Genomic DNA, 17,276 nt, shown 5'->3' on the forward strand with positions numbered 1-17,276 from the left:
GTACGCTTCGCTCACGGACCGCTCGCCGTCGTGGACGGTGACGACGCGGCGTACTGCGCCGACGGCCTGGTCCTCGACTGCCCCCGATGCCCGACCCGCAGCAGGCGTTGCCGCGGACGGCGGTCGAGTGCGCGGACCAGATAGGTGGAGGCGTACAGGAACGCGAAGCGTACGACGACGAGCACCACGCAGATGACACCCACCGCGATCAGCGCGTCCTGGAGGTCGGCGCGGCTGAGGTTACGGACCGCGTACTGCAGCTCCACCCCGGCCAGGACGAACAGCGCGCCGTTGATGAGGAAGGTGGCCAGCGGCCAGAACGCCAGTGCCTGGGTGCGGTGTCGGGCCGGGATGATGCGCGGGGCGACCTGGCTCATGATCAGACCGCTGATGACGACCGCGAGGACACCGGAGGCCTCGACCAGCTCGGCGAGCAGGTAGGCGGTGAAGGGCGCCAGGATCATGACGAGGTTGCCGAGCAGGGGGTCGGTCAGACGGCGCCGCAGGTTCATGTTGACCCAGGTGACCGCGACTCCGACGGCGGCCCCGCCGCCGTAGGCGAGCAGGAACAGTCCGCCGACGTGCGGGAGGCTGAGGTGTTCCTTGCCGACCGTGATGCCGACGGCGAGACCGTAGACGACGAGGGCCGTGCCGTCGTTGACCAGGCTCTCCGCACGCAGGATGGTGACCTGGCGGCGTGGCAGGGCGCGAGCCAGGACGGCGACCGCGGTGGCATCGGTGGGGGCCAGGGCCGCGCCGAGCACCCAGGCGGGCCCCCACGGCAGGCCGAGGGCGTGTCCCGCCGCGGCGACCGCCCACGCGGTGAGGATGACCAGCACGGTGCTCAGCTGCACGATGCCGCGCAGGTTGGTGCGGATCTCCCGCAGTGAGGTGGTCAGGCTCTCCCAGTAGAGCAGGACCGGGAGGAAGAGGAGCAGGATGATCTCCGGGGGAAGTTGGGCTTGCCGTACCGTCGGGATGAATCCCAGGAGCATGCCCGTCACGAGCAGGACGACGGGCGGGGCGAAGCCGAGGCGTTGCCCCACGGCGGTACCGATCAGCACTGCCACGCCCAGGACCACGACGAGTTCGAGACCGAGCAAGGTACTTCTCCTGGAGGGGTGAAAGAAGAGTTGCTGTTCAGCGGGGTATGAGCTTCAGGGTCGTGTCCCGCGACGCCGACAGGGGATCGACGTAACGCGCACCGTAGCGGCCGTACTTGGTGCGGCAGGCGGTGTCGATGCGGTCGTTGACGACCGGGTCGGTGACCTCGACGAGGGTGAGGTCTTTGGCGACACCACCGGAGCGGATATGGCCCTCGCGGCTGGCCCGGGCAACGCGGCACCAGGCGCCGGAACTGCCCCGGAAGGAGCGGATGTAGAGGTCGTCGCCGTCGCGAACAACCCAGATCGGCAGCGGCGCGCGCGGCGTTCCATCGCGGCGCGAGGGGGCCATCTGTAGTTCCTCGGCGCGCCCGATCCGGGTCAGCTTGTCGTTCCTCCACGTCGTCATGGGCTTGCCTCCTCTTCGACGGTGCGGCGGAATGCGCCCTCGTGGGCGTGAACGCGGCTTGGGCAGCTCACGCCCACGAGGCGTTCGGGTCAGGGCTGCAGCAGCGTCTTGATGGCGCGACGTTCGTCCATGGCCTTGTAGCCCTCGGCGGCCTGGTCGAGGGGGAGGGTGAGGTCGAAGACCTTGCCCGGGTTGATGTGGCCGCTCAGGACGCGGTCGATGAGGTCGGGCAGGTAGCGGCGGACGGGGGCCGGACCGCCGCGCAGGCCCACCTGGGAGAAGAACAGCTCCAGGCCGTCGACGGCTACCTCGTGCGGGATGCCGACGAAGCCGACGCTGCCGCCGGGGCGGGCGGAGTGCAGGGCCTGGCTCATGGCCTGGGAGGTGCCGACGCATTCCAGGACGGAATCGGCGCCGATGCCGTCGGTGAGGTCCTTGATACGGGCTACACCGTCCTCGCCGCGTTCGGTCACGATGTCGGTCGCACCGAACTCCAGGGCGAGCTTCTGGCGGGACTCGTGGCGGGACATGGCGATGATGCGCTCGGCGCCGAGTTCCTTGGCGGCGATGACGCCGCACAGGCCGACGGCTCCGTCGCCGACGACGACGGCCGTCGAGCCGGGCTTGACCTCGGCGGCCAGCGCGGCCCACCAGCCGGTGCCCATGACGTCGGAGACGGCCAGCAGACCGGGCACCAGCTCGGCGTCCGGGTGCTCGTCGGTGGCGACGAGGGTGCCGTGGGCATTGGGGATGCGCACGTAGTCGGCCTGGCAGGTGGACATGAACTCGCGGTTGAGACAGCTCGACTGCCAGCCGCGTCGGCAGTTAGCGCAGGTGTTGTCGGAGGTGGCGAAGGAGCCGACGACAAACTGGCCGGGCTTGACGTTGTTCACGTCGCTGCCGACCTCTTCGACGATGCCGACGTATTCGTGACCCATGGGGTGCGGTTCGGTAGTGGGTTCCGCTCCGCGGTAGGGCCACAGGTCCGAGCCGCAGACACAGGTGGCGACTGTGCGGATGATCGCGTCCGTCGGCTTGAGGATCTTCGGCTCGGGGACGTCCTCCACCCGGATGTCACCGGGGGCGTGGATCACGGTTGCGCGCATGTCTTCTCTCCTGAGGCGTTTCTCGGGTGGGGGTGGCTTGGGCCCGGGTGGGCTCTTCGCGCCGGTGAGTGGCCCTTGCCGGTCGGCGGCCGTTTCAGGAGTTCCATCGTGGTTCTCTTCGCGCTTTGCCGTAGTGCTGGTGCTCGGACGGCGGTTTCACCCGGAATTACCGGATTCCTGACAACGGCCGATAGGGCATGCGGAAGCCTTGACGGCATGCGAAAAATAATTGCCGGTCTCCGACTCCGATGCCACCCGCAGGGCCCGTACAGAGGAGAATTCCACCCCCGGATGTGAGTATCCAGGGACAAAATCTTCCTACCCGGCAGAGTGGCGGACGGCGCACACTGGCAAGTATGAAAAGCGCTGCGCATCGTAAGGAGCTGGGCCAATTCCTGAAGGCCCGCAGGGCCGAACTCAGCCCCCGTACGGTCGGTCTGCCCGAAACCGACCGGCGCCGACGCGTGAGCGGACTGCGCCGGGACGAGGTCGCGGTGCTGGCAGCCATCAGCACCAACTACTACACCCGCCTGGAGCAGGGGCGAGTGACCCCCTCCGCATCCGTGCTGTCCGACCTTGTCCGGGTCCTGCATCTGGGTGACGACCAGCGGGACCGCCTGTTCGAGCTGGCCGGGAGGGAAGCCAGCCCGGCACGGCGGCGGGTTTCGCAGAAGGCGCACCCCCGGCTGCGTACCGTGCTGAACGAGCTCAGCGTGGCCCCCGGTGTGATCCTGGGCCGGTACCTGGACATCCTGGCGTGGAACCCGATGGCCGCCGCGTTGTTCGGCACCGATTTCGCGAAGGTCCCCGAGCAGCGGCGCAACTACGTCCGGCAGCTCTTCACCGACCCGGCTATGAGAACGCTGTACGCCGACTGGGAGGACTCTGCCCTCAACGCCGTGGCCGTGTTGCGGCAGCAGGCGGTGGCCTGCTGCGACGACCGGAGGCTGACCACTCTCGTCGGGGATCTGTCGGTGCAGGACGACCAGTTCCGCCAGTGGTGGGGAGGTCGCCACGTGGTACCCCGCGCTGGCGGCACCAAGGTGTTCAGCCATCCGGTCGCCGGTGAACTCACCCTCGCCTGGGACGCCCTCACCTGCGTGGCCGACCCCGACCAGCAGCTGATCGTCTGGAGCGCCGAATCCGACTCGCGCGCCCACGAGGGGCTGCGCTTCCTCGCCTCCTGGGCCGCGGCCCAGCAGGACGACTCCAAGTCCGACCCCGTCAGCTGACTGGGGCGGTCTCCTTTCACACCGGTACAGAGAGATGGCAGGAGAGCCCGGAAATAATGGGCCACTGTGATTTCCGGCATTCCCTCATGCGCTTTCCTTCCGACCAGAGATGATCCCGGGCAGGGGCAAATCCTGACCGGGGACAAATCCTTCCTACCTTCGCTGTTGAATTCCGTGCCATGCTTCCAGAGCACAATCCACGCAATCCTTTTCGAGGAGCAATACCCCCATGTCCTCCACCTCTCGACCCTCGGTCGCCGTGGCCTTCCATTCCGGCTACGGCCACACCGCCGTCATAGCCGAGGCCGTGGCGCGCGGTGCCGCGGAAGCCGGTGCCGAGGTGATCTCCGTCCCGGTGGACACGATCACCGACGAGCAGTGGGCGCAGCTGGACGCCGCCGACGCGATCATCTTCGGTGCCCCCACCTACATGGGCACCGCCTCCGCTGCCTTCCACACCTTCGCCGAGGCCAGCAGCAAGCGCTGGTACACCCAGACCTGGGCCGACAAGATCGCCGCCGGGTTCACCAACTCCGGTGCCAAGAACGGCGACAAGTCCTCCACTCTGGGCTACTTCTTCACTATGGCCGCCCAGCACGGCATGCACTGGGTCAGCCTGGGCGTGCAGCCGGGCTGGGCCTCCACCGAGGGCAGCGAGGACGACATCAATCGTCTGGGCTACTTCGTCGGTGCGGGCGCCCAGACCCCGGTTGATGCTGGCCCCGAGGCGGTCCACAAGTCCGACATCGCCACCGCCGAGGGCCTCGGTGCCCGCGTCGCGCAGCAGACCGCGTTCTTCCTGGCCGGCCGCAGCGCCCTCGCTGCCTGAGACATTCCGTCCGTACACCTCCAAGGAGCATCGTCATGTCCGACTCCGCGAACCTCGCTCTCGTCCGCCGTCTCTACGACTCCGGGATGGCACCGGACGTGGTCGCCGAGGTCATCGACCCCGACATCGTCTGGGACATCACCCCCGGCTTCCCCTACGGCGGTGTCTACAAGACCTGGGCCAGCGCCGGCGCCGACTTCTTCGGCCGGCTCGCGCCGAACTTCAACTCCTTCGGCGCGGTCGCCGAGGAGTTCTACGACGCCGGTGAGCACGTCTTCGTGCGCGGCCACTACCACGCCGTGTCCAAGTCCGGTCAGGAGTCGGACGCCCGCTTCATCCACCTGTGGACGGTCGGCGGCGGCAAGCTCACCCACCTGATCCAGGCCGCCGACAGCCACACCGTCCAGCAGGCCGTGCAGGCCTGACCCGCCCCGTCACCCCGCAGGGAGAAACTCATGGCGAAGATCCTCTTCCTTATCACCGCGGCCACCCACTGGACCCTGGCCGACGGGTTCCAGCAGCCGTCCGGCTTCTGGGCCGAGGAGGCCATCGGCCCGTACGGCGTCTTCAAGGAGGCCGGCTACGAGATCACGGCCGCCACTCCGGGCGGCGTCCCGCCCACCGCCGACGCCCTCAGCCTCACCCCGGACTTCAACGGCGGCGAGGAAGGCGCCGAGCAGATGAAGACCGCACTGCGCGAGGCCACCGAACTGGCCAGCCCGCTGCAGATCGAGGACGTGAACATCGACGACTACGACGCCGTCTTCGTCCCCGGCGGCTGGGGTCCCATGGAGGACCTCTCCGATTACCCCGTGGCCGGCAAGCTCCTCAGCGACTGGCTCGCCTCCGGCAAGATCGTCTCGCTGGTGTGCCACGGCCCGGCCGCGCTGCTGTCCACCGTGGACACCGACGGCAAGTCCCCCTTCGCCGGCTACCGTTTGACCGGACTGTCCAACTCCGAGGAGATCCAGAACGGCCTCGCCGACCGCGCGAAGTGGCTGCTCCAGGACCGCCTCGTCGCCGACGTCGGCGCGGACTACCACCAGGGCGAGGAGAACTTCGCCCCCCACCTCGAGATCGACCGCACCCTCATCACCGGCCAGAACCCCGCTTCCGCCGTCCCCCTGGCCCACGAGGTCGTCAAGGCTCTCGGCTGACGGCATCCCGCACCACCGCTCGTAGAAACAGGCAGTTACCGATGGACAGCAACGCGACGCTTCCCAGCGTGGGCCAGACCTGGCTGGCCGACCTCGGCCCGGACACCCCGCTCGGCCACTTCACCGTGGAGATCACCTTCGACTCGGCCACCCAGGTCAGCTTCGAGGTGACCAGCGGCGCCATCAAGGGCCGCAAGCAGACGATGGAGTACACCACCACCCAGCTCCGCGACGGCCTGTACGTCGTGCGCTGGACCGAACCCGACGCTGGCGACCACGTCACCCACATCGAGGACTACACCGAGGGCACCTGCATGGCCAGCTCCGTCATCGGAGGCCAGTTCGTCCAGCTCCACGGGAAGTGGACGCGCGTCCGCTGAACCCGCTGTCGGCAGTGCCCGGCGCGCGCCATGTTGACGAAGGCGATCCAGGGACAAATCTCTCCCCCTGACAACGTAGGTCTTCGGTGCCAGGGTGAGGGCATGAACCGCGATCCTCACCGCCACGATCTGGGGGAGTTCCTCAAGGCGCGCCGCGCCGAGCTCGACCCGGCCGCCGTCGGACTGCCCGACGGCGGCTCGCGGCGTGTCGCGGGCCTGCGCCGTGAGGAGGTCGCCGTACTGGCGGCCATCAGCACCGACTACTACGCCCGCCTCGAACAGGGCCGTATCCAGCCCTCGCAGTCCGTGCTGGAGTCCCTGGCCCGGGTGCTGCACCTGGACGAGGATCAGCGTGCCTACCTCTACGAGCTTGCGGCCAAGGACGATTTCCGCCCGCCCCGCCGGCAGTCGCGCCCCAAGGCGCAGCCGCAGTTGCAGCGCATGCTCGACGACATGGCGCACACCCCCGCCTTCGTGATCGGGCCGCGCACCGAGATCGTCGCCTGGAACACCATGGGCGCCGCCCTGATCACCGACTTCGGGAAGATCCCCGAGAAGCAGCGCTACTACATCAGGCTGCTCATCACCGACCCCACGATGCGCGAGCTGTACGCGGACTGGGAGGGCGTCACCCGGCTGGCCATCGCCCAGATGCGCATGCACAACACGAACAACCCTGGGGACCCCCAGCTAGCCGCCCTGGTCGGTGAACTCTCGGTCCGGGACGACCAGTTCCGCCAGTGGTGGGGTGCCCACAACGTCGCCGTGCGGGACACCGGCACCAAACACCTGCGCCACCCCGTCGTCGGCGACCTGCATCTCGACTGGAACGCCGTCACCTGGGCCGCCGACCCCGACCTCCAGATCATTGTCTGGACCGCCGAAGCCGGCACCCCCACCCACGACAGCCTGCGCATGCTGGCCTCCTGGGCGGCCGACCCCTGCCACTCGACCAGCGACAGCTCCGCCTGACCGTCACTCAGGTATTCCCCTCAGAGGGGGAGCCTTTTCTCCTACGCACCCCGCGCCTAGGAAGAGGCTCTCCCTTCTTCGTGTACGGCTCTCCTGGCACGCTCATCATGAAGCCGACCGCGCCGCGCGTCCCGCCCCCGGTCCGGCTCTCTTCCCACCGGTTCCTCAGCGCCGAGGCGTCCGGGCCTGCCTGCTCATCCGCCAGGAAAGAGATTCACCTCCCCATGTCCCTGACCCAGTCCCGCCCCGGGACGCCGCCGCTCGCTGTCGCCGAGCCGCGCTGGACCCCCCGCCTCTGGGCCGTTCTCGCCGTGCTGTGCCTGGTGCTGTTCCTCGATGGCCTTGACGTCTCCATGGTCGGCGTCGCCCTGCCCTCCATCGGCCACGACCTCGGCATGGCCACCGGCTCACTTCAGTGGATCATCAACGGCTACGTCCTCGGCTACGGCGGACTGATGCTGCTCGGCGGCCGTACCGCCGACCTGCTCGGACGCCGCCGGGTCTTCCTCGCCGCGCTGGCCGTGTTCGCCGCCGCCTCACTGCTCGGGGGCCTGGTCGACAGCGGTTCGCTGCTGATCGCCACCCGGTTCGTCAAGGGCCTGGCCGCCGCCTTCACTGCGCCCGCTGGCCTGTCGATCCTCACCACGACGTTCCCGGAGGGACCGCAGCGCAACCGGGCGCTGTCTGTCTTCAGCCTCTTCGGTGCCCTGGGCTACTCCTCGGGCCTGATCCTGGGCGGCCTGCTCACCGGGATCGGATGGCGCTGGACCTTCCTGATGCCGGTCCCGCTCGCGCTGCTCGCCCTGGTCGTCGGCCTGATCCTGATCCCGCGCGACCGCCGTACCGACACCGGCGGCCAGGACCCGGCCGGAGCGGCCACCCTCACCGCGGGCATGCTGCTCGCCGTGTACGCCGTGGTCACGGCGCCCCAGACGGGCTGGACCTCCGCGGCGACACTGGGCGCCTTCGGCGTCGCCGTCCTGCTGCTGCTCGCTTTCGTCCTGATCGAGCAGCGGGTCCGGCACCCGCTGGTCCGCTTCGGCATCCTGCGTAAGGCCACCACGGTCCGGGCCAACCTCAGCATCGTCGCGCTGATGGGCTCCTACCTCAGCTTCCAGTTCATGATGACGCTGTACCTGCAGGACGGTCTCGGCTGGTCGCCCCTGCGCATGGCCTTCGCGCTGCTACCGGTTGGCCTGATCGTCGCCGTCGGCTCGCCGCTGACCGGCAAACTCGTCAACCGCTTCGGCACCGCACCACTGATCATCACCTCGATGACCTCGCTGACCCTCGGCTACGTGTGGTTCCTGGCCACGGCCGGCTCCTCGCCCCACTACCTCCTGGCCATGCTTCCCGCCCTGCTGTTTCTCGGCGGCGGCTTCGCGTTCGGCTACAGCGCGATCATGGCCCAGGCCACCGAAGGCATCGACGACTCCGAACAGGGCCTCGCCTCCGGCCTCGTGCAGACCTCCGGCCAGGTCGGCGCCGCGCTCGTCCTGGCAGTCCTCACCGCCGTGATCGCTGGTGCGGGCGGCAGCGGCGGAGACTTCACCGCCTACCGGCCCGGCCTGAACCTGGTCACCGGGGTTGCGGCGGTCGGTCTGCTCCTGAACTTGGTTCCCGTCCTCCGTCTCCGCCGCCGTCCCGCACAACGATGACCGAGATCTTCTGCCCCGGCAGTCCGCGGTACTCATGACGACATCCACGTTGGACCGACCCATTGCCACGGTTACCCCTCAGCAGCGGCCGGTCGTTCCGGGGCAACGGCCGCCCGCCGCGCGGCCCGGCCAGCCCAGGACCATCCGCAAGGTGCTGTGGTGGGCGGCGTGCCTGGTCTGCGGCGGTCTCGTCGGACTCGGCCTGGCCGCCGTCGGCACGCTGCGCGGGCGGACGCCGTCCAGGTTCCGCATGGGGGTGATCGCCGCCGGGGCGGTGGCGCAGCTGGTGTGTGCCGGTTCCTTCGCCGTGCTCGATGGCGGCGGCGACTTCCGTCCCTGCCCACGCCGGGAACTGGCGACCGAGGACAAGGGGAAACTCAGGTGCTGCATCTGCCTGTCCGTGGTTACGACGCCCACGGTGGGGATGCGTGGGATCTCCCCGGCAAGGGGGCTTCCGTGACAGATGACAAGCGGTTCAAGCAGGCTGCCCGCCGACTCGCAGCCGAAGAGGGCATCTCCTACACCGCCGCCCGCCGGCGCCTGCTGGACGCCGAGCTGCCGGAGCCGGACGCGGTCCGCTACGGGTGGGAGGAGATCACCGTTGACGCGCTGTCCGCCGTCGTCGCGGAACACGGCGCGGTGCCGGTGCGGGTGATCTGGTCGGACCAGACGGCCCTGGAGAACTACGCCGGGGGCCGCTGGGGGGTGGCCGAGCCCGCAGCCGACGGCTATGTGATCCGCGAGGTGATCTACCAGCAGACCGCCACAGCCGCCGTGGGCAAGGGCGCCCGGGTGCCCTTGCCGCACCGTACGGCCGACGGCCGGGTGGAGGTGGCGGCCCTGTGGCCGCTGGTGTGGCACCCGAAGGGCGAGCCTTTCTGGCGGTGGGCGCACAACGGTTGGTCCGTCGAGCGGTCCGGCGACTACCTCGACGGGTTCGATCCCGTGTGCCCGAGCCCCGAATTGCCGTACGAGGTGCGGGTCTACGACGTCCCGGACGGGATCGTCGGCGAGGACCACTCGGGCGGCTCCCCGAGCTGGTGGACCATGGCCTGGTGCACCAGCCTCGACAGCGCGCGGGAGCTGGCCGACGCCTTGGTCGCCCACCGGCTGGAGGAGCCCCGACGCCCGGCCGGCGGCGACTGCGGGCATCTGCGGGCCGAGGTGGGGGAGCACGTCACCCACGATCTGTCCAGCATGCCGAGCCGGGTCCACCAGGTCGACGCTGCCCCGGACCGTCCGGTCGTGCCGCGACTGCCGTTCGACACGTGGCCGCCAGGGCGGCCGGAGTCCGCCCCGCCCACACGCGAACCCGTCTGGTACCCCAAGGAGCAGCATCCGCCGCACTACGAGCTGAAGGTGTGGAGCGCGGATGCCGGGTGGAAGTCGCTCGCCTGGTTCACCGGCGGCCGCACGCCGGTGAGCGTCACCGCCGCTCTGCTGCGCATTGGCACCGGCGGCCCGTACGCGTTCGCCGAGACCTGGGGTCCGCACCACCCGGACGCCTGGGCGCACGACTGGACCCAGGAAGGCCGGTCCCTGACCTACCGCCACCCCGACGAGCCGTACGCGGAGTCGTCAGCGCGTCTCAACGCCCAACGACGGGCGAAGGAGGACCGGCTCGTCGCTGCACTCGCCGAGCGCAGCCGGGGCCTGCTCACCGCACAGCAGGTCGCCGAACGACTCCAGGCCGGCGGCCAACGGTATCGGGACTTCCTCGCCATCGGTTCCGTCGCCATCGCCAGGGCCTTCAACGACGCACGCCGGGATGAGGAGGGCGCCGGGCGGTTGCGGCTGCGGGAGGCGCTGGACGCGCTGGAGGACCGGCACGAGGTGCCCGACTGGGCGGTCGACCTCACCCGCGCCCGCCTCGACGACGACCTGGGGGCGCGCGCCACGGGCGCGGAACGGGCCTACGTGCGACGGGCGTTGGCGGAATACCTGGCCCCGCGCGCGGAGACCGACGGCGTACCCGGCCTCTCTGAAGCCTGACGCCCCCCTCGCGGCCGAACGCCCCGGGACTCGCCGACGCGGGCCCGGGCGTTCGGCCGTCTGCTGGCTGCACCGTGGTGACCGAGCGCTCGGGCAGCGGGTACGGCGCCCGACGTGTGCGCCTTTGACCATCGGTTCCGGACCCGGTCGCGGAGCGGTAGAGCGCGGGGCAGTGGCCGACGCATCGGCCCAAGCCCGCGCCCCGGCCCATGAGCTGGGTGCATCACGGTGAAGGTGCCCGCGGTCCCTCATACGAGGGTCCGGTCTGTGCAGCATCAGTGCGAGATGTACGTCCTGCGCCTTTCGCTTCAGCCGGTCAGGCGCCCAGGAAGAGCCGGGGAAGCTGCCCGGCCGTCCCCAGAGCCGCGGCATGGTTCACCTGGGCCTGTCGAACCGAGCAACCGGGGCGGGTCGGGGGCAGTAACAACTCGGTTGGCGCCCGGAGTCCGTCGCCCCGGTCCGTGACGTCAAGACGCCCCCCCAGAACCACATGTTCTGGGGGGCGTGCTTGGTTACTCTATTTCTTGGCGAGGCGTAGCTGGTTGACGCACCGCAGGTCCTGCTGGTATTTCACCGAGCGCTGCTGGTACCAGAACCGGCATTGCGACGTGTCACCCGTCACCGGACCGGTCACCCTGAACCGGGCCATGTGGAAACTGTTGGCCGGTTTGTGGGCTTTCACGGTGAAAGTGCTCGACCGCTCAGGCAGGCCGGTGATGTCATCGCTCGGTGACTTCACCAGGCGCACACCGATTCCGTATCCGCCGGTGTCGTAGACGCTCACCACTTTGTAGCCGATCAGCTCCAGCCCCTTCGGCAGGCTGACGAACTGGGCCTTGGTTATGGTCACCGGTTCACCGCTGGCGTTGGTCGCTTGGGGCAGGTTCAGCCAGTACTCCTTGCCGATCCGCAGCTGGTCGTACTCCAGGTCGGCCTGCTCGAGCAGTCCTGCACCCAGCGCGTGACCCTTCCGTGCACCTGAGTCATCTGGTCGCTGCGGGACCAGCCAGGCTGCCAGGGCCGCCGCCACGATCAGGAATGCGGTTCCGGCGATCAGCCGGCCGCGCCTACTTGGAGTAGAAGACACCAGCGTGCCCACTGCTGAGCGACCCGTTCTTGCCCCAGATCCAGTGCTTGCCGGGCTGGTTTCCGAACGTGATCCTCTGCCTGTGGTTGCTGTCGTAGCCGGTCTTCGCACCGAGCGAGATACCGAAGGCGCTCACCGCGCCGCCGAACTTCACAGAACTGCCGTGAGCAAGCGAAAGGGTGCCACCACCCCCCGAAAGGTAGGTCCGATTACCCTTCGGGGCCTTATTGAAGTTCGCCGACCCGTCCTTCGACGACACGTCCTTGCCGAACTTGCCCGCCGCGCCGTCGGCCGGAATGTGGTATCCGCTTGCCTCGATCTTGTACCAGGTGGCGCGCACCGAGCCGGAGCACCAGTGCTGGTACTTCCACTTCTTGTAGAGGATCGGCACCTGGTACTGGTGCGAGTACTTGGACTTGTTGGACCAGCCTACGGTCATGCCGTTGCTCTGCGACAGTTCCTTGGACGCACCTAGAGTCCAGTTGCCGCTGCTCTTGACCGCGGTGTCAATGCTGCTGGACATCGAGGATTCGTACTCGAACGTTGACTTCGCGTCCCAGTTGGCGTGCGCTTCGCCGACGACCGTGTACTTCGTCGAGCTGTCGATCTGGGTTTTGGTGTCCCAGCAGTTGCCGGAACTCATGGGGACGGTGGGCGGGCGCACCGCTTCGGCGCTGACGTCGTGGCCGTTGACCAGGTACGGGTTGTAGTCGGCGGCGAGGGTGCTGTTGTCGCTCTGCCACATAGGGACCGTGTCGGGGGCCGGAGCCGGGTCGGCTTCGATCTTCGCGGCGAGGGTGCTGCTGTCCGTGGACGCCGCGTAGGTGTCCTGCGTCGTGTCGGACACGGTGTTCGGCGCGAGCAGAGTGCTGTGCCCGTAGTCGTTCTGTCCGGAGACCGTCGCGCTCTGCTGGGCCGTGGTGGTGGAGAGGGTGTCCACGCCGAGCATCGGCGTGCTCGTGGTGGTGGTGACGCCCTCGGCGGTGGCTTGCAGGTTGAGGATGCCGCCGTTGTCGTCCTTGGCCTGCTGCACGTCGGCCGGGAGCGTGCTCGGGAGGGTGATGGACCAGGTGCCGTCAACTGCGGTCGTCGCCGTGCCGAGGAACGGCACCTGGGTCTCGCCGGTGGCGCCGTCGCCGAGGTCGTTGGCGGTCAGGGTGACCGGAAGGCCCGCGGCGGGCTGCCCGTTGCCGAGGGTGAACTTCCCGGTGACCGTGTTCGACGGGGTCTGGGCGGCCTCCTCGGGCGCGTCGACAGCCTCCGCCCCTCCGGTCTCGTCCGGCAGGGTGGCGAAGTAGGGCTGCACAGAGGGGTCCGGGTCCGCAAGGCACGGTCCGGCGTCCGCCATGATCGTGCCGACGATTCCGGTGCGGACCTCTGGATCGAGCTGAGTCCACGGTCCGGTGGAGTATTTGGCGATCTGACCGGTGGTGTCGGGATCGCTGGTGGTGGCCTGGGTGTTGACGACCCCAGCGCCCGGGCTCCAGGCCTGGCTGGTGTCGGTCAGACCAGTGGCCACCGCGCCCGCGCTCTGAAGGCGTCCAGCAATGGTGCCGATAATCGGGGTTTCGGTGTAGCTGTACTGGTTGATGGCGCCCGTGCTGGTGAGCGCGTAGACGGTGGAGTTCACCATCCACACGTTCGTAGCATCGAACAGGGCGGCGGTCGAGGTCGCAGTCTCGGAGATCTTGGTGAGGGTGCCGTTGCCCGTCGTCGGAGCGGACTGCTTGTAGATCACGAGCGAGTCCGCGGCGTTGAGTACGAACACCCGGCTGCCGTTGGTCCAGATCTGCTTGGCGTTCTGCCACGCCAGGCTGTAGGTCTTCACCGGAGTCAGCAGAGCCCCGCCGGTGGCGGTGTTGTCCTTGTAGGACTTGACCTGGCCGCCAGAGGTGGCCTCGTAGATGATGCCATTGCCACCGCCGGTGAACACCCTGCTGGTGGTCGGCAGGTTCGCCGTGTAGAGGGTGTCGATCAGCGTGTCCGTGGTGCCGCTCTGGGGTCCCCAGTCCATGTACTTGTGCAGCACGCGCGGCGCCGCGATGTTTCTGGTGGTGTTCGGCTCCCACACGTACGTCGGTACGGAGGTGAGACAGTCGTCGGCCGCAGCCGGCTGTGCGCCGGCCAGCGGAACCACGACACTCCCGGCAAGGGCAGCGGCGATCATGACCGCGTGCGCGCGGCGGGATATCCGGACTCTCATGGAGTCCCTTTCTGTGGTGCAAGAAGATGGACGCCCAGCAGGGCTCTGACCTGCTGGAACACCCGGATTTGATCACATGTGAAGAACCTGTGTCACTGAAGTCTTTGCCGAGCCGGGTCTCCTGGAGGGCGAATCCGGTAAGGCGGTGACCGTGACACACGGACAACTTACTGACGGGTATGGGCAGTTGATCAATCGCTCCGGGTGAATAGGCGAGTGCGGCCCGTTACCGGAATGTGTCCCCGGCGTGTGCCCGCCGGAACAGGTCTGCCTGCTCGGCCTGCATCGGCGACAGGACGGGCGCCTGCGGCTTCGCGCTGCCCATCGCCGCACTCTGCACAGGCGTTGGTCCCGGGGCTCGCCACCTCCCTCGCGACCTGGCCCGTGGCCTTCCGCGGTCCCCGCGCGTGGGGACCGCGGAAGCGCACCGCCGCGCCTGGGGCAGCCGCGGTTCCGCAGCAGAGGGATCACGAGGACTGCTGACGCGCACGGCGGCGCGCCTACTGCACAGCAGCACGTTGAGGCTGGCTGAGTGGACAGGACCACAGGGGAGCCCGTGACCGGGGAGGAAGCCAGCCCGTACGCCGAGCCGGTCACGAGCTGCCCCGCCTATGGCGCGAATCGTGGATACGGGTCTGGGACCCGCAGTACGAGGGGGTGGCGAAGTATCCACCCGGAACGCTGCGCTGAAACAGCCCCCAGGGGAGCCTTGCAGTGTGCCTTCGCCCATCGGTTCCCGAGACCGGACGCCGGGCGGTAGGGTGCGGGCGGCGGCCGACACATCGGCCCAAGCCCGCCCCCTGGCCCGTGACCAGGATGCACCACGGCAAAGGTGCCCGCGGACCCCACACGAGGGTCCGGTCCGTGCAGCATCAATGTGAGGGGTACGTCAACTTTCGACAGCCGTAGGGCTGTTGAGCCTTCCGCATGCTGCTATTCGTCGCGCGCATCGGGTCATGGGGCCGGGCGTGGGAAGATGCGAGAGCCGTATGACTAAGAGCCACGGCCGTAAGAGCCGGGCCCGAAGCAGAAGCCGCCAGGGCGCCGCCTACACGGCCGCCAACGCGGGAACCCTTCACGTACACGCCAGCGGCCCGTCCCACACGGACCTCCAGTCGGCCGATCCCGGCCGGTGGGGAGTCGAGGCCGTGCCGGACCTGCGGATGGCTGCCGCACTGATCGGGGCCAGCATCGAGCGGTGTGCACCGTGCCGACAGTCCCTGACGGCGAAGCTCCTCGAGGAGGACCCGATGGGTGCTCGCGGTGACCGCGGGCGCCGCCTACCGCCTGCGGGCGGCCCGCGAGGTGGAAGGAGAAGTCCTCGCCGACGGGCCCACCCAGGTGTTCTTCTTCCTCGCTCAGCACGCCCCCGCTCACCGGGGCGACGCCCGACTGCTGCTCACGGAAGTCGAGCGGATGCCCGCAGCCGACCGCGCGGCGCTCCTGGACGCTGCGCTGGACCTGTGGGCCTTCTACGGCCGACAGCACCCCGGTCTCCTCCACGGCCGCGACTCCGGCGGCGTAGAGGGCCGGACGGAGGCCGTCGCCGTCCCGTTTGATGAAGGCGTCATCCGTACCAGCCCGCTGCCACGTCATCGGCCGCCCCTAACCCGCCACCCCAGCAAGGAGAACCGGATCCGTATGAGTGAGAACACCGAGGACGTCGTCCGGCGTGCGCAAACGGGTCCGGCGCGACCAGCTCGACGTGCCCGCGTCCTTCGGGGACGGCGTGCTGTGCCTGATCGACCGCAACGGCTCCTTCCCCTCGGCCTGTTCGGCCGTCCCCCTCGCCCCGAACAAACTCCTGCACACCGGCCGTCTCGACGCCTTCGACAAGACCAAGGCCGGGATCTACCAGATCGACATTCCGGAATGGGACTACCCGGGCATGCCGCACCCGCTCGGCCGCCTCGTCGACCGCCCGGACGAGCTGGGCCGCGTGTGGGTGACCACCCCGCACATCAAGCAGCTCGAACGCCTCCACCGCGACGGCCACCTCACCACGCCCGTCACCATCCACGACTCCTGGACGGGGAAGATGAACGAGTCGCTGTTCAAGCCGTTCTACACCGCGGCCCGCGAGGCCCGCACCCAGCTCATCCAGGCCGGCGGCGAGCCGTACAAGAACTACAAGACACGCCTGTCGATCGCACTGCGCCTGCTGTGGCCCAAGCGGCAGGAGCAACGGTCTCCGTTCTGGCGGCCGGACTGGCGCATGAGCATGGTCGCCGAAGCATCCGTCCGCCACTGGACCGTCGCCTTCAAAGCCGTCCAGGAAGGCAACACCCTCGTCGCCCTGCGCAACGTCGACGCCGCGATCTTCTGGACCCCGGCGGACACCCCGCCTGCGACGTACCGGATCGGGACCGGCTTCGGGGAAGTCAAGGCCAAGTTCATCGAGCCCGGCGAGTTCATCCCCGAAGGTGACGACTGATGGCCGGACCCACAGGCCGCGGCAACTCCCTCGGCGCCGCACTGGGCGACCTTTTGCGCGCGCAGGTCACCCCCCGCCACCGGCTGTCCTCCTACAGCGCCAAACACTGGCACGCCCAGCTCAGCCAGCTCACCGGCACCAGACGCGGCTACGAGGCCCTGGAGAGTGCCGGCCTCGACGTCCGGCCCGACACGCTGATCAAGTGGCTGTCGGATCCCGAGTACAACGTCCGCCGCAGCTACCGCGACCTCATCCCCGACCACGTCAAGAACGGCCAGTTCGAGATCAGCGGCCTCGTCAAGACCGGCGCCGACGAACGCGAACGCGGCACCCGCCGCGCCGCACCCCTGCGCATCGATGCAAGCCGCGGCGACTGGAGCGATATCGAGGCGCTCTGGCTGGCCGGTGACCTGCGCGACGACGACTTCGAGGACCGTTTCATCGAGGACGTCATCGTCGCCGACATCGGCGAAGGCACCGACGGCTGGGAATTCAACGGCGGCTCCTACGCTGTTGAGCTCAGGTGACCTGCCGCCGAGCGTGAAGCCCCCGCCCTGGGCGCGGCCGGGGGCTTCATGCGGACTGGGATCTACCGGTACCAGTACGTGACGCCCCGGTGGTGCGAGCAGGTGCCGCGGGCGTGGGCGCTGTAGGACCAGGTGCTGTCCTTGCACTTCGCCGTTGCCCCGCGTGGATGCGGCGAGTTGGCCTTGC

General features: G+C 68.9%; 17 protein-coding genes. 11 read left to right on the plus strand and 6 right to left on the minus strand.

All coding sequences use genetic code 11. The annotated features are described in order from the left end of the window. Positions 1-11: 11 nt before the first annotated feature. The 3 genes from ACIRA5_RS51915 to ACIRA5_RS51925 form a co-directional block, all read right to left on the minus strand. Positions 12-1,103, minus strand: coding sequence for a cation:proton antiporter (locus tag ACIRA5_RS51915; RefSeq protein WP_403705225.1), 1,092 nt, complete (start codon positions 1,101-1,103; stop codon positions 12-14). A 37-nt stretch (positions 1,104-1,140) separates the two neighbouring features. Continuing rightward, positions 1,141-1,512 carry a DUF2255 family protein gene (locus ACIRA5_RS51920; protein ID WP_403705228.1) on the minus strand — a complete coding sequence of 124 codons (372 nt, stop codon included), beginning with the start codon at positions 1,510-1,512 and terminating at the stop codon, positions 1,141-1,143. 89 nt (positions 1,513-1,601) lie between these two features. Then, positions 1,602-2,618, minus strand: a complete 1,017-nt coding sequence (locus ACIRA5_RS51925; RefSeq protein ID WP_403705231.1) for a zinc-dependent alcohol dehydrogenase family protein — start codon at positions 2,616-2,618, stop codon at positions 1,602-1,604. A gap of 356 nt (positions 2,619-2,974) precedes the next feature. Between ACIRA5_RS51925 and ACIRA5_RS51930 the strand changes: the two genes are divergently transcribed. The 9 genes from ACIRA5_RS51930 (at position 2,975) to ACIRA5_RS51970 (ending at position 10,838) form a co-directional block, all read left to right on the plus strand. After that, positions 2,975-3,850, plus strand: a complete 876-nt coding sequence (locus ACIRA5_RS51930) for a helix-turn-helix domain-containing protein (protein ID WP_403705234.1) — start codon at positions 2,975-2,977, stop codon at positions 3,848-3,850. 229 nt (positions 3,851-4,079) lie between these two features. Next, positions 4,080-4,679, plus strand: coding sequence for a flavodoxin family protein (locus tag ACIRA5_RS51935; RefSeq protein WP_403705237.1), 600 nt, complete (start codon positions 4,080-4,082; stop codon positions 4,677-4,679). A 35-nt stretch (positions 4,680-4,714) separates the two neighbouring features. Next, positions 4,715-5,104: a nuclear transport factor 2 family protein gene (locus tag ACIRA5_RS51940; RefSeq protein WP_403705240.1), complete on the plus strand. Its 390-nt coding sequence runs from the start codon at positions 4,715-4,717 to the stop codon at positions 5,102-5,104. Positions 5,105-5,134: 30 nt separating this feature from the next. Next, on the plus strand, positions 5,135-5,836 hold the full coding sequence (locus tag ACIRA5_RS51945; protein ID WP_403705242.1) for a type 1 glutamine amidotransferase domain-containing protein: 702 nt from the start codon (positions 5,135-5,137) through the stop codon (positions 5,834-5,836). A gap of 41 nt (positions 5,837-5,877) precedes the next feature. After that, positions 5,878-6,216 (plus strand): MoaF-related domain-containing protein, encoded by a 339-nt coding sequence (locus ACIRA5_RS51950; RefSeq protein ID WP_403705244.1) that lies wholly within the window; start codon positions 5,878-5,880, stop codon positions 6,214-6,216. 102 nt (positions 6,217-6,318) lie between these two features. Further along, complete coding sequence (locus ACIRA5_RS51955; RefSeq protein ID WP_403705247.1) at positions 6,319-7,188, plus strand: helix-turn-helix transcriptional regulator; 870 nt, start codon at positions 6,319-6,321, stop codon at positions 7,186-7,188. 224 nt (positions 7,189-7,412) lie between these two features. Continuing rightward, positions 7,413-8,846: an MFS transporter gene (locus tag ACIRA5_RS51960; RefSeq protein WP_403705250.1), complete on the plus strand. Its 1,434-nt coding sequence runs from the start codon at positions 7,413-7,415 to the stop codon at positions 8,844-8,846. 49 nt (positions 8,847-8,895) lie between these two features. Continuing rightward, complete coding sequence (locus tag ACIRA5_RS51965) at positions 8,896-9,306, plus strand: hypothetical protein (RefSeq protein ID WP_403705252.1); 411 nt, start codon at positions 8,896-8,898, stop codon at positions 9,304-9,306. Then, on the plus strand, positions 9,303-10,838 hold the full coding sequence (locus tag ACIRA5_RS51970) for a hypothetical protein (protein WP_403705255.1): 1,536 nt from the start codon (positions 9,303-9,305) through the stop codon (positions 10,836-10,838). Before ACIRA5_RS51965 ends, ACIRA5_RS51970 begins: the two co-directional genes overlap by 4 nt. Positions 10,839-11,355: 517 nt before the next feature. Here the strand turns inward: ACIRA5_RS51970 and ACIRA5_RS51975 are convergent. Further along, a complete protein-coding gene (locus ACIRA5_RS51975; RefSeq protein ID WP_403705256.1) occupies positions 11,356-11,937 on the minus strand; it encodes a hypothetical protein in 582 nt (193 codons plus the stop codon). Beyond that, a complete protein-coding gene (locus tag ACIRA5_RS51980; protein WP_403705259.1) occupies positions 11,906-14,128 on the minus strand; it encodes a hypothetical protein in 2,223 nt (740 codons plus the stop codon). Before ACIRA5_RS51980 ends, ACIRA5_RS51975 begins: the two co-directional genes overlap by 32 nt. Before the next feature lie 1,672 nt (positions 14,129-15,800). Here ACIRA5_RS51980 and ACIRA5_RS51985 point away from each other — a divergent pair. After that, positions 15,801-16,562, plus strand: coding sequence for a hypothetical protein (locus ACIRA5_RS51985; RefSeq protein WP_403705262.1), 762 nt, complete (start codon positions 15,801-15,803; stop codon positions 16,560-16,562). Beyond that, positions 16,562-17,089, plus strand: a complete 528-nt coding sequence (locus tag ACIRA5_RS51990) for a hypothetical protein (protein WP_403705264.1) — start codon at positions 16,562-16,564, stop codon at positions 17,087-17,089. The genes ACIRA5_RS51985 and ACIRA5_RS51990 overlap by 1 nt, the downstream gene beginning before the upstream one ends. A gap of 62 nt (positions 17,090-17,151) precedes the next feature. On the opposite strand, the gene ACIRA5_RS51995 is transcribed toward ACIRA5_RS51990, so the two are convergent. Then, positions 17,152-17,276, minus strand: a 125-nt coding sequence (locus tag ACIRA5_RS51995) for a DUF3761 domain-containing protein (RefSeq protein WP_403705270.1), incomplete at its 5' end; no start/stop codon positions are given.

It is taken from the genome of Streptomyces sp. NPDC096311 (assembly GCF_044763085.1).
Taxonomy (GTDB): Bacteria; Actinomycetota; Actinomycetes; order Streptomycetales; family Streptomycetaceae; genus Streptomyces.